General features: G+C 40.9%; 13 protein-coding genes. All 13 read right to left on the minus strand.

Annotated features, from left to right (window positions below):
* Positions 1–356: 356 nt before the first annotated feature.
* Complete coding sequence (locus tag F908_RS05870; RefSeq protein ID WP_005158876.1) at positions 357–797, minus strand: terminase small subunit-like protein; 441 nt, start codon at positions 795–797, stop codon at positions 357–359.
* A gap of 132 nt (positions 798–929) precedes the next feature.
* Entirely contained in the window at positions 930–1,157 is a 228-nt protein-coding gene (locus tag F908_RS05875; RefSeq protein ID WP_005158879.1) for a hypothetical protein, read from the minus strand.
* Positions 1,158–1,219: 62 nt separating this feature from the next.
* Positions 1,220–1,828, minus strand: a complete 609-nt coding sequence (locus F908_RS15250) for a hypothetical protein (protein ID WP_005158882.1) — start codon at positions 1,826–1,828, stop codon at positions 1,220–1,222.
* Positions 1,829–2,611: 783 nt separating this feature from the next.
* Complete coding sequence (locus F908_RS05885) at positions 2,612–5,047, minus strand: DUF927 domain-containing protein (RefSeq protein WP_034602642.1); 2,436 nt, start codon at positions 5,045–5,047, stop codon at positions 2,612–2,614.
* Between the two features lie 56 nt (positions 5,048–5,103).
* A complete protein-coding gene (locus F908_RS05890; protein WP_005158886.1) occupies positions 5,104–5,472 on the minus strand; it encodes a hypothetical protein in 369 nt (122 codons plus the stop codon).
* On the minus strand, positions 5,465–5,983 hold the full coding sequence (locus F908_RS05895; RefSeq protein ID WP_005158889.1) for a BRO-N domain-containing protein: 519 nt from the start codon (positions 5,981–5,983) through the stop codon (positions 5,465–5,467). The genes F908_RS05890 and F908_RS05895 overlap by 8 nt, the downstream gene beginning before the upstream one ends.
* The gene (locus F908_RS05900; RefSeq protein ID WP_034602643.1) at positions 5,980–6,198 is read right to left on the minus strand and encodes a helix-turn-helix domain-containing protein; all 219 of its coding nucleotides are present in this window, start codon (positions 6,196–6,198) and stop codon (positions 5,980–5,982) included. Before F908_RS05900 ends, F908_RS05895 begins: the two co-directional genes overlap by 4 nt.
* A 1-nt stretch (position 6,199) precedes the next feature.
* A complete protein-coding gene (locus F908_RS05905; RefSeq protein ID WP_005158892.1) occupies positions 6,200–6,436 on the minus strand; it encodes a helix-turn-helix transcriptional regulator in 237 nt (78 codons plus the stop codon).
* 971 nt (positions 6,437–7,407) lie between these two features.
* Positions 7,408–8,427, minus strand: coding sequence for a virulence RhuM family protein (locus F908_RS05910; RefSeq protein ID WP_005158893.1), 1,020 nt, complete (start codon positions 8,425–8,427; stop codon positions 7,408–7,410).
* Positions 8,428–8,448: 21 nt separating this feature from the next.
* The gene (locus tag F908_RS05915; RefSeq protein WP_005158899.1) at positions 8,449–9,705 is read right to left on the minus strand and encodes a tyrosine-type recombinase/integrase; all 1,257 of its coding nucleotides are present in this window, start codon (positions 9,703–9,705) and stop codon (positions 8,449–8,451) included.
* 206 nt (positions 9,706–9,911) lie between these two features.
* Positions 9,912–11,267, minus strand: coding sequence for a tRNA uridine-5-carboxymethylaminomethyl(34) synthesis GTPase MnmE (gene mnmE / locus F908_RS05920; protein WP_005158901.1), 1,356 nt, complete (start codon positions 11,265–11,267; stop codon positions 9,912–9,914).
* Between the two features lie 114 nt (positions 11,268–11,381).
* Positions 11,382–13,142 (minus strand): membrane protein insertase YidC, encoded by a 1,761-nt coding sequence (gene yidC, locus F908_RS05925; RefSeq protein ID WP_005158903.1) that lies wholly within the window; start codon positions 13,140–13,142, stop codon positions 11,382–11,384.
* 2 nt (positions 13,143–13,144) lie between these two features.
* The gene (gene yidD, locus F908_RS05930; RefSeq protein ID WP_005158905.1) at positions 13,145–13,468 is read right to left on the minus strand and encodes a membrane protein insertion efficiency factor YidD; all 324 of its coding nucleotides are present in this window, start codon (positions 13,466–13,468) and stop codon (positions 13,145–13,147) included.
* Positions 13,469–13,471 lie beyond the last annotated feature (3 nt).

The following is a 13,471-nucleotide window of genomic DNA, read 5'->3' on the forward strand; positions in this document are numbered from 1 at the left end:
ACTTGTCAAAACTTGACATTGATAACCTGTCAAAACCTGTTATTCAAAACCGTGTCATTTTTTTTAAAATAGTGTTTTGGGTGCGCACTTCACTGTGAACTTGTTCTTTGCGTACCAACTTATCAGACTGTCAGAACATGAGTTTTCCGTAGTAGTTGCTAAGAAATCCTAAGTAATCCTAAGTTCAAAACATGACAAAACGTTACGTTTAATATTCTTATGGTCATTCCCAGTGTGCTTCATGCTCACCTACACCTTGATGGTGAACTTGCTCAACCGCTTGGGCGGTCAAGTCTGCTTCATGCGCCCTCACACCTGACTTGATTCACTACTTGGTGAATTATGAGAGCATAAGACTATATTTCTTCATTCTCTAATAGGTCGCTAAGCTGTGCCCCAACGATGCGCCTTGTAATGATGATTTCACGGTCTTTTTGTTCTTCTTCCGTTGGTGCTTCGATCAAACTAGCTTCACCATACTTTTTGGGTGCAAGTCTGCTTGTTATGTATTTACGAGCGTCAATCATGAGCTTGGCTTTCTGCACTTCGGCTGGGTCACAAGTGTCTGCAATGTGCTGTATTTCGTCAAAGATGCAATGAGCGTACATTTCTTTAGCTAAAGCATATTGCTTTGCAAACTCTGGATAATCATGTAACCACCGCATCACAGTAGCGACTGAGGGCATATCGACTTGAGAACATATGAATCGGATTGGCTGACCATCAATAACAAGGTCAATTATCTTTTCTGTGATTTCAGCATTGTAGCTTGTTGGTCTGCCGACTGGATTACTCATTATTTTTAACCTCATAAAAAAAGACTATAGGGGGGAGGGTAAAAGTTTTTAGTGGCTCGTTGATAGGACACCGCCCAGTACCACACTCACAAAAAAAATCTGATTTTCAAAAATAAGTTAAAGGTGTCTCAATTAAACAATCCGCTTTATAGCTTCTTTCTGTTCTTTAAACATTGCATTTGCCTGTTTTATTAACTCGTTTATGTTTGATGCTATACCGCCCTTGTAGGCGTTGCGGCTAACTGTTGCCTTGCCTACTTCCGTTTTCGCACCTGTAGACTTTAACCACGGTTTGACTGCGTTGATTCTGTCTCGTTGTTCTTGGCGGCGTTCTTCTGTCCAATAGTGTTTATTGCTCATATATGCCTCGCACGTGAGAAATATTTTAATTTAAACAAACAAACTATATTGCCTTAACCTTTCTAGCGGTAATTTTTTGCATCTGTAACCGTTGGTATGGCTTGCTTTGGCTGTTGCTCAATAGCCGATTGTGTCTGTTGTACTGGTTCGCTTGTTTGCTCACTTTGCGCCGTACCTTGTGGGCTATTGTTTACCTGTTGGTTATTGATTTGTTGATTGTGGGCAATGTTGGCGTGCTTAGCGAATATGACTGGGGGATTCTTGATATTGGACAAGGTTTCCAGTGTTGCCCTGCATTGGCTTTGTGCTTTGAGTGCTAGCCTTAGAAGTTTGTCCATATTCGCCACATATTCTTGCCTGTTGGCTCTTTTTGCCATATCGCAAAACACGGCGTTAAGGCTTTGCGCCTGTGACATTAAAATACGCTCCGCTAGTAACAAGGGAGTGTCGCTTTGTAGTTGTTCGCTGCTTTGCTGCAATGAGTCAATAATGCCGCCAAGTTCTACACGTTCGCCAAAAAGGTTTCCTTTGAATGAATCAATCACAATGGCGTTGAGTGTTTCGGGATTCTGTAGAAAGTCCTCAATCGCTTTGTCTGAATCGCTTTTTTTTGATTTGATTTTGCCGCCTTTATTTATCGCAACTTCGTTTTGATCTGTTTCGTTGGTCATCTCTGTTCACCTTGTTAAATTTTCAGCGTCTAACACAATCTAATTATTATCGTTACCGTGTAACAGTGTCATTTATGGGGCATTTTTTCACTCTACCTTGATGGAATTAAGATATAAAATTATCTATAAATAACCGTTTAAACCTTGTCATATATACGTTATAGCGTGGTTTTAAGTGTGTTTTTTAAAGGGTGTCGTCAGGGTAATAAGTTAGTGATTGTGAGTTTTTTTTCTGTTTTTTCAGCATTTCAAAATGCCCACTACATAAGATTCTTCGTCTATTGGTTGTATTCCTGTTGACCTTAATAGGATTAGGGTCAATAAAGTCAGGAATGTGGATACACATCGCTTTACGGTTCAGCTTATTTAGAGCCTTGATAGACTTCCAGCGAAAATACAAGAATATACTGCCAACCAAAATGGAAAGAGCAGTAACCCCAATTATGATGTGAATGACATTTGTCATGTTGTTCTCTCGTTTAGCTGTATGTATGTGCCTTTTTAGATGGGACGTGTGGGACTTTTGGGACGTGCATAGATAAGATATTGATTATATATAAAAAACATACGTCCCACTCTATAATAAATACGTCCAAAATATCAGTATGATACTTGGGACACAATGGGACGTATATTAAATGACGTCCCACACGTCCCATCTATGTCCCACATTTAAAAACCATATAATTTAATTAATGTGACGTTATAATATTTATATATAACAATGTATTACATTAAAATATATTGATAACGTCCCACACGTCCCATCTTAAAAACGCTATTTTAGGATTCATCATCAAAGCTGTGCATGACATCAGCCTTAAAGTGCATCATTCTCGGGCGGCTGCCATCGGGTAATTTTCCGCCCATGCGCTTCACTACTCGGTCATCTTCACCCAGTACAAGCCATCCATTTGCTTTAAGTACCTTTTTGGCGGTGGCTTCATTGATTCCGATACACATTTCCTGTTTAAACATAGTGCTTGATACAAGGTAAATACGCTCATCAGGGTCATAGTAGCCGACACGGTTGTTAATGCGTGGTCTAATCACTTCACCATCAGGATGGCGGATAACGGTTAGGCTTTCAAAACGGCTTGTCCCATGTGCTTCAAAGAATGCCTTGAAATGCTCCAGTATCTTGGTTTCTTCAATATTTCCGCCGTTGCCTAATGTGCCTAGCCAAGTATTAAAACATTGCCCTACAGCGTCAAAACTTCGCCCTTGCTGCCATCCTGTGATGCCTGCCTGTGTTGCTAATTCACCTGCAACTGCCACCAGTGCAAAACGGCGTAATACTCGCACCGCTTGGCTGTTTTTGGTGGCATGTTTGGCTATGAAGTCATCGAGCATGGATTGTGCTTGTAGCATCAAGTCATCTTTATTGGCGGTCAGATATTCAAGCCACTTGATGCCTGCATGTCCGTAGTGTTTGGCGGATAGCTCATTAATGCGGTTGCCTAAATCGCTCGAATTACTGCCATAATTGATACGCTCAAATACGCCGTATCCTTTGCCTGAATCACTGGGAATATGAGCAAAGCGGAGCAATAACCCTGCATCCATTTCGATGCCGCCACGTCTTAAATGATCTTCCAATGCAATTTCACCTGTAGAGGTATACATCAGGTTAAAATGCTTGGTGTCTCGATTTTTACCCGATTTACTGCCCCGTGCTTTGCCCTGTGCGCCTGTCAGCATATACACAATATCCGACACGGCTTTCGGGACTGCCTGCCGTAGTTCATCGAGATTGAGATAATTATCATTGCGGAGTTCTGCATCATTTTCCAAAGCGTTGTCAGTCGTGCGCCATGACTTCGACACGTCTTTCGGTCTGCCCCATACGCTACAAGCTGCCTTTGTAATCGTGCTTTTGCCATCGGTTGAAGTACCGTAAATATGAAAGCCGCCGCTTTCTATATCTAGTGGTGTCACCAATTGCCCCGAAAATGCACAGGCAAAGGACAATACAGCAAGGGCATGAGGTTCAATCAATCGGCTTAACTCTTGCCATCCCTCGAGCGTTCCCATTGTGCTGTAAGGGTCTTTCATTTCACTATTGAATAATAGCTGCTCATCGTCTTGGTTGCCATAGGTGCGGTTGGTGGTGACAAAGGTATTGCCATACCATCCAGTACGATCTACACAACGAAAACGCTTCTCGATGGGGTAGTCTTGAATGTAGTTGATGAATACATTTTTCTTGTAGGTCTGACGTGGTGGCATCAATCCATGACTAGCAATCAACTTTAAAGCGTCCTGTGCTTCACCCATGAAATGCTCATAAGGGATAATCAATGTATGCAAAGTACGATCTTTATCATGGAACTGAATAACACGTTTCCAGTTGTCATTTTTAAGACTTCGAGCTTCTCCCAAAATAATCAAAGCATTTGAAATAAGGATTTTGCTCTGTTTGGTTTCGCCGTTCTCGTCCTGTTTTTCCTTGATCTGATATAAACCGCTTTCCAATACATGCAACCAAGAACCATCATCCATTTTAAACGGTTTGGCTAAATGTCCTTTGGGTGGGGCTTTGGCTTGTTCAACTGCCACCTGAATCATGCTATCCAGTTCATCTTGCGACATGGCAAAATTAGGTGGTTCAGGAATAAACGCCATTTTGACATTGAGGTCAGTATAACGGCGTTGTATGTCGTCCTGTTGATGGACTGGGGCAATCACATATAGATCAGGATGTGCTTTAAGCAAAGTTTTGAGTTGGTAGGCTTTGATCTTGCTATCACTATATGGCGCATAGACTGGATATGTCGTTTTAAATGCAATGTGAATATCATCAGTCACGAGCAATGGTAATTCATTCAACTTTGACCGATTGAAATACAAGCCACCATGACCGAAAACAATATCCTTGAATCCCTCAATTGTTGGATTGGTAAATACTGCTCCAGTCGGTTGTAGGTTTTCGTCAAAAAGATCAAATACCGCCAAACCATATAGGGCATTCTTCTCTGCAAAACCGTACTGGGTGGCGTTCTCAATCACTGAACGGCGGATTTCTACAGGACAACCGCCCATCATTTTAACCATTGCACCGTGTAGCGGATTGTTGTTAAATAATGGAACTGTATATTCTTCAAGTGCTTCGACAATTGAATCGCTTGCATCATTGCCCACTCGCTCAAGTGGGCTTTGTTGTTTCTGAGGGGTAGCATTTGATAAACCGACTGCAACATCATAGATATTATCAGTCATGGGTTGGTTGTCGGCTTGAGTTGCGGATCTAAAATCTATTTCGCTCATGCTGCCACCTACTGCACACGGTTAAAATTAGAGTTCGGATTAATCAAAACCCCATCATTTGATAAACCGACCTTTTGGCGGTTATCCATCATCTGCAATAAATGCTGTTCTGCTTCTTCAAAACTGATACCAAAATGTTTGGCTATATCTTCAAGGCTATACATCGAGTCGCCCTCATCGGTGTAACCACTTGGCGGTGGTAATAGGTTTAATTCCTTAGCCTTTTGGTGCATTTCTTCTTTGATATGCTCAGGCGTGTAGTGCATTGTTAAAATGAATGCCTGCTCGGTGATAGGGTGGTCATCACCGTACTGCTTAACCATGTTTTTGTAATGGTCAAAGGCTTTGAAAAACTCAGGGTTTACTGGTTTAGTCATGGTGTAACCCCTCAAAAGTTAGCTGTAAATTTGCTGTGCATGTGGCAATCCGTAGGTTTAAATCTCGCATTGAATAACGATGATTTACCAAGCCAGTGCCATGAAATGAGCCTTTAGCCTTTTGGGTCTTTGCTTGCATACAAAGGCGGTTGAGTTCCTCATAAGCGGTTTGTCGTGCGTGTGGTGAACTGTATTCACCTGTCTTTCTAAGTATTGGCAAAACTTCTGCAAATACCCAGTTTTGGAAATTAATCGCTTCGGGTTTGTTTGATCTAAAAATGACACGGTATAGATTTGGTTCACTGATAAAAATCAGTTTTTGATTTCCGCCATTAGTAGGGATGTGGCAATCCGCCACACCCTTTGGGTCAAGTTCACGAAATAGGCGTGATGTACGGCTTATGTCTAAAGCTTTGTATACATCCGCCAAACAAAATAAAGGTTCGCCGTTGTCATCTAAAACAATACGAACGCAACTGGATTTAAAATCGAAATGGGTTAAGGCGTTCATGCTGCCACCTCTTTTAATTCGTATCGTGCGTGAGTGCCTTTGCTGTTTAGGTTCTTTTCGTTATGGGTCACGATTTCAAAACCTTGCTTTCTTAATCGGTCAATGACAGCCGAAAGGCGGTAGCAGTCGCATAGCTCTATGGCTTCGGCTTGGCTTATGGTTTTGCCTTGTTGGAGGTGGTCTAGGATGGTTTGGTCTTGAGTAGTTTTGTTCATGTTATGCCCCCATCGTTGCAATGGTGGCTTTGTGCTGTGCAATACGATTAGCAATCCACTGGTCAACTTCTGATTCAATCCAAGCGACACGGCGTTCGGACAGATTCAAGCATTGTGGAAATTCACCATTTTTCATCATGGCGTAAATAGATGACGCACCAAGTCCAGTTTTGGTTTGGACTTCTTTGCGGCGGATTAAGCGGACGTTTTCGTTTTGCTGTTCTTTAGATAAATTCATCTAAACGTTCTCCAGTATGGATACGCCTAGACACAAAATAGGAAATAGAAAGTAATTAAGAGGGAAAAACTAATTATTATCAGACAGATAAAGCTATTCAATAGATTCAATCGCAAACAATAGTGTTTAGCTAGGTAAACAATCTGTTTGCATCAATTAATAACTATAGTTATAGTTTCATCTATAGGGTAAGCTCGCTTACCCATATCGGAGTACCGATAAAACTTGTTTTTTAACTGTCTTACATTTCCAAAAGTTCCTTTATTTCTGTGTCGGCTAGGACTATTTAATTTAAGAGCTTCAACATTTGCATAGCAGTTTTAAGACATCGACACGAAAGAATTGGCGTTCCGCCGTGTCACCAAAAGAGTTAAGAATTGGCGTTCTTAGCTCTTTTTTATTGTCCGCTTTCTACATAGCAAAGGCTTAGACTCAACGATTGTTTAAATAGTTTATGTTTTAGATGCAGTCGGTTGGGAGTAAGTCAGTATTTAATATTTCATTCATCAGTATATTCACTTAGTCTATTCGTCAGTTTGATCTATCAATTTCACTTTGCCCCAATCTTTTAGGCTGTACTTTCAAACTTCACTATCTGTATACCCACTGCCTGCATTTGAATTTGTTACAGCTCAATGAATAAATTAATCTTAATTGAGTTTTGTATAAATGGCTACCTCTCTACTGTTTAGTAAATCGCTAACTGCGCTAAATCTTGTCGTCCAATATCATTAATGCACTGTTTTGAAACGGACTTAAACGGATTGAAACGGACTTAAACGGACACATCCTATCTATTTGACTTGATTAAATAAGCTATAACAAAAATATAAGTAAACTTATATAAGTTGTTCACTTTAATGAATATTTTATTCAAATTAGAATAATATTGTTATCATGTGATTGATTACAACTCGTTACAAATATATCCTGTTTTAGGCTTAATTCCCTCGAATTCGAGGGAGTTAAAATCAAGATTTTTTGCGTGGTTGCTGCTTAGCGATTTGTTCTACGTCCTTAATAGCTTCTTCAAAATGCCGATCTACAGGCGTTTGATAATCAATGTATTGCTGTTTATAAAGTGCATATTCTGACTTGGCTTTATTTTCAGCTTGTTGGTGTGAAATCTTGCCATAATGGTCTAATACTTCACGACCATTAAAACTTAAAAACTGATCAAGCTTTGCTAACCAATCTTTCATATACATTTGAATGCCATTCATTGCCTGCATTTCAGCAAAGTCTAGGTACATGGTCACAATACGGTTAAGTAGGTCTATTTCTTTTTCATCTAAATAATTTTTTGCTATAGCAATGTCTTTGGACTTAGGATGTCCCGAGCCACTAAAACTAGTCATTCCCATGTTTGGTTTTGTACCGTCTACACGGTTAAAAACTACTTCGGCTGCTGTATGCCCATGTGCTGCCCAGTGCATTTTATTTTGCACGGTTTGAAAGAATTTTAAAGATTCTGCTGCTTTATGGTCATAATCAACACTAGTAGCATAAATGTCTAAAACCTTTCGATAAAACATCTTTTCCGATGCTCGAATGTCTCTAATACGTGCAAGTAATTCATCAAAATACTGGTTATTTCCGCCGTTTTTAAGCCTTGCATCATCCATTGCAAAACCTTTGACAATGTACTCACGCAATACCTTTGTTGCCCATATACGGAACTGTGTACCACGATTAGACTTAACTCGATAACCAACGGAAATAATGACGTCTAAATTATAATGCTGTGTATCATAGCTTTTACCATCACTAGCAGTTATCCGAAATTTTCGGATAACTGAATTTTGATCAAGTTCACCCTCATCAAAGACATTTTTAATATGGTCGCTAATGGTTCTAACGTCTTTCTGAAACATCTCAGCCATTTGTTTTTGGGTTAGCCATATTGTTTCATCTAACAATCGGACATCAATTTTTAACTCACCATCTTCGGAGACATATAAAATAAATTCACCAGTATTTGTACTTGTCATAAGCTACTCCAAAATTATTATTTAACTGCTTTTACGCTGCTTTACTTCATTAAAAAATATGAGATTCGGTTCATAAATCACACTAAATACAAAATCACTCCATTTCTGCATCATCTTGATTCGTTCCTCTGCATACTCTGCCTTGTTATATACGCCACGTACTCCAGTCGCCGTGTGGTTTAAGCATTTCTCAATTGCATCACGGTTAAAACCTTGTTCATTTAAATGTGTGCTTGCTGTGCGGCGTAGATCGTGAATCGTGAAGTTAGGAATATCGGTTAATGCCAGTGCTGTCTTTTGCGCTGTGTTAAATGCGTTTGCACTGATATGTGTGCCACGTTGACGACCAACAAAGACATAAGGTTCACCGCCTGCAATGGTCTTTAATTCCTTGAATATCTCAATCACTTGGCTAGACATATACACGACCATTTCACGGCTATGTCCAGTCTTGCTATCTGCTTTAGTTTCGGGGATTAGCCATATCTTTTGATCAAAGTCGATATGCTCCCACTTAGCCCTCAATAGCTCGGACTTTCTAACCAATGTCAGCAATGACAGCAACAAGCCTAATTTGCGTGACTTATAGATACGTGAATCGAGTAGAGTAGTGTAGTAGGTACGGATTTCTCCAGTAGACAGATAGCGGTCTCTAGGTTTGGCTTTGAATACATGACGTGTTGGTATAGCTAAAACAGGGTTATGCGGAACTAATCCAAGCGTCACTGCATAATCAAACATACGCTTTAATAAACCTCTGACTTGGTTAGCTGCTGCATCATATCCCTGTTCTTTTTTGCGCCATATCGTGCGGCGTATATCATCTATACCAATGTCTTTCATAGCGATATGCCCAAGCATGGGATAAATGTCATTATTGAGATACATCAGCATTGATTCAGGGTTTGCACGATCTTTTAGTATCACTTCTTTGGTGTAGCGTTCGCCGTAGTCTCGAAATAGTATCGTTTCAAGCTGTCCTTGTTGTTCTTTGATTTTTTGCTGTTGTGGTGAGATACCTTTAGCAACTTGGTTTGCTGCTTCATCTCGTGCCTGCCTAGCATCTTTAAGAGATAGATCAGGATAGCGACCAAGTGTTAGCTTTTCTTGCTTAGCGTTGAAAGTGTAGCGATATGCCCATGTTTTGCGTCCAGTCGGTCTAATCTCTAGGAATAGTCCATTATTCGACTTGTCTTTTGCTGTATAGATTTTTTCCTGTGGTTTCAGGTTTAGAACTTCCCGATCTGTACCAAAGGTATAACCATTGTCTGTGGGCATATATTTAGTCTCAAAATTACATTTATCCTAATCTCAATCTAAAGATACTACATCGAGACTAAAAAAATCATAGCACTGTATGAATGTATTGAATACTATTGAACAACTAAAAGGCATTAAAAAAGCACTAAGTCACTATAACTTAATGCTTTATATATTCTCTTTAAAACACACTGGAACTTATTGAACAATACCAAAATATGAAATTACTTTCCAATACAGAATGAACCAAAAATCTTTCCGAGTAAATCATCAGCACTGAAATCACCTGTGATTTCGCCCAACGCATTTTGAGCCAGTCGCAATGATTCAGCTACAAGTTCACCTGCATTAAACACAACTAACTGCTCACGTGCTTCTGCAAGATAGCGCTGAGTACGCTTCATTGCATCTAAATGACGTGTTCGGGCGATAAAGGTGTCTTCCTCAGGTTGAAAGCCCGCATGCGCTGTAATCGCCTCTATGAGCGCCTGAACACCCATATCTTGTTTTGCGGAGACACTGATATGACGGAAGCCTTGATAATCACTTAATGTGGCATCTTGACCCGTTAAATCGCATTTATTGCCAATCAATAGCAAACGTTTTGGCTCAAGATGCTCTGAAAAATATTCATACGCCAATTGCAATGGCTCATCACCTTGATTCAAGTCATACACCAACAACAGCAAATCGGCTTGTTCGATTTCCTTGATTGCACGACGAATCCCTTCCTGCTCCACAATATCGCCCGTCTCACGTAAACCAGCAGTGTCAGTTAAGGTGATCGGCAAGCCATTTAAACTGATCTTTTCATGTAGTACATCACGAGTAGTACCTGCAATATCGGTCACAATGGCACGCTCATGCCCTGCAAGTGCGTTTAACAGACTCGATTTACCCGCATTGGGCTTACCCGCGATCACCACCTGCAAACCTTCACGTAACAGCTGTCCTTGGCGTGCAGATTGCTGTACTGCCTTGACCGAATCCTGTACATCATCCAGCAAAGCTAAAATCTTGCCATCGGCAAGGAAATCAATTTCTTCTTCTGGAAAATCAATCGCGGCTTCAACATGCAAACGCAAGTGAATGAGCTTTTCTAAAACCGTATTAATTTTGGTTGAAAATGCACCTTGTAGGGAACGAACTGCCGAACGTGCAGCCGCCTGTGAGGTGGCATCAATCAAATCAGCAATCGCTTCCGCTTGCACCAGATCCATTTTGCCATTTTCAAAGGCACGCATGGAAAATTCACCTGCCTTTGCAGCAGTCGCGCCCAAATCGAGCAAACGTGCAAGCAAAGTATTTTGGATGACAGGGCCACCATGCCCCTGTAATTCCACCACATCTTCGCCAGTAAACGAGTGCGGATTTGGAAAACATAACACGATGCCTTCATCCATCACCGAACCATCGGCATCACAAAACTGACGGAAGCCCGCCATTCGTGCAGCAGGAAGTTTTTTCTGGGTTAGTTGTTCTGCTATTGCATAGGCTTTCGGTCCAGAAAGTCGAATCACGCCCACACCACCACGACCTAATGGGGTAGCAATCGCAGCAATTGTGGTTTGATGTTGCATGTTAAATTCACCTAAAAAACACGAGGGTTATGAAACAGGAACCCTAAATACAGACAAAGAAAAATCCGCCTAAGATTACCATCTTAAGCGGATTTATTCAGTAAAAGTTCGAACTTAAGCGCTCGGCTCAACCTTGTTGAGACGGTCTTTCTCGACACCTTTGTTAATAAACCATTGTTGTAAAATGGTAATACTATTGTTGACGATCCAGTAAAGCACGAGGCCCGCAGGGAAGAACAACATGAATACCGTAAACATGATTGGCATGATACGGAATACTTTTGCCTGCATTGGATCAGTTGGTTGAGGATTCAACATTTGCTGAACGAACATGGTCACACCCATGATCAACGGCAAGATGAACCATGGATCCATCGCAGATAAATCTTGAATCCAACCTAACCACGGTGCATGACGCAATTCAACAGATTCCATCAATACCCAATACAAGGCTAAGAAAATTGGCATTTGTAATAACAATGGCAAGCAACCAGACAATGGATTGACTTGTTCACGCTTATATAAGGCCATCATTTCTTGTGAGAAACGCATACGGTCTTCACCAAATTCTTCTTTCATACGTTGCATTTCTGGTGCAATCACACGCATTTTCGCCATCGAACGATAACTTTTTGAAGAAAGTGGCCATAAAATCAACTTCACCAAGATCGTCAATAAGATAATTGACCATCCCCAGTTACCAACAAGATTATGGAAGAATTGCAAGCCCAGGAACAATAACTTGGCAATTGGCCATAACCAACCGTAATCTACAGTTTGGTTTAAACCAGCAGCTAAATCTTTGAGTTCAGACTGAATTTTTGGGCCAGAATAAAGTTGTGCATCCACTTCCATTGACGTACCAGCAGGTACATTGATCACTGGAGAGGTGAAGCCCATGATATTCATACCATCAGTAGACTGGCGTGATTCTAATTTTGCAGCATAAGGCTGACCATCAGCCTGAGTCAGTTTTAAATTCCCAGGAATCCAAGCACTGACAAAATAATGCTGAACCATGGCAACCCAGCCGCCTTTGGCTTCAACATTTAATTTTTCGTCATTAAAATTAGCAAATTTCAACTTGTTATAATGCGCATCTGGCGTGCCCCATGCGCCACCAAGATAAGTCCCCAAAGTGAAGATACCTTGAGAAGATTTACCTGGATCATCAGAATTGTCACGCTTTAACTGACCAAACATTTGGCCTTGCCAGTTTTGCTGACTACGGTTAACAACCTGATGTTTCACTGTAATTGGGTAATCACCTTGAGTGAAGGTGAACGACTTGATCACTTCCACACCTTCAGGTGTTTTAAATACCAATGGCACAGTCAACACTTGATGTGTCTTACCATCTTTTGCTGCAACGCTCTTCGCATCCGCCAAAGTATACGCTGTTTTTTCAACATCATACATTGGACGGCCGCTACGGCTGCTATCTGGTCCATTTAAACCAATTAAACCAGATTGAGCGACATAAGTACGTTTCGCATCACTTTCCAGCATGACAAACGGTTTATCGCTGTCTTTGCTTTCATCATGGCTTAACAATTCAATACGGACAATATCACCACCTTTTGGATTGATCCACAGGTGATAAAGATCAGTTTGTACTGAAATCAGTTGCTGACTCACAGATGTATTATGCTCTGTGGTTTGTGATGCAGTCACATTTGCTTGTGGCAAGTCTGAAGCCGCTGTTGCATTTTGAGCGTTTGGCAAATCTGCAGATACTTCATGTGCAGTCACAGCCGCCGCTTGTTGTTGCGGTGCCGGTGCAGCATGACCATAATCTTTTTGCCAAGCCAAAATAAGCAAATATGCGGTAACAAACATGGCTCCAAGAATTGCAAATCTGGCCCATTGTTGCATATCTATAATCCCAAATGGTTAGAGAGATTTTGCTTGAATAAACGATCACGAAAGGGTACAGCAACGTGATACATTTGAGAATCTATTTGATGAAACGAAATAAAACGAAGTGCTTTGCGTGGTACTGGATCGTAGCCTGAGCCGCCCCAAGGATGACAACGGCAAATTCGTTTAGTCGATAACCAGACACCTTTGACCGCACCATGTGTTTGCAATGCTTCAATCGCATATTGCGAGCAAGTAGGAATATAGCGACAACGAGGACCCAATAATGGACTAATAGCAATCTGGTAACATCTTATCAACCAATGTAGTAATCGTACCATTGG

Source organism: Acinetobacter sp. NIPH 284 (assembly GCF_000369425.1).
Classification (GTDB): Bacteria; Pseudomonadota; Gammaproteobacteria; order Pseudomonadales; family Moraxellaceae; genus Acinetobacter.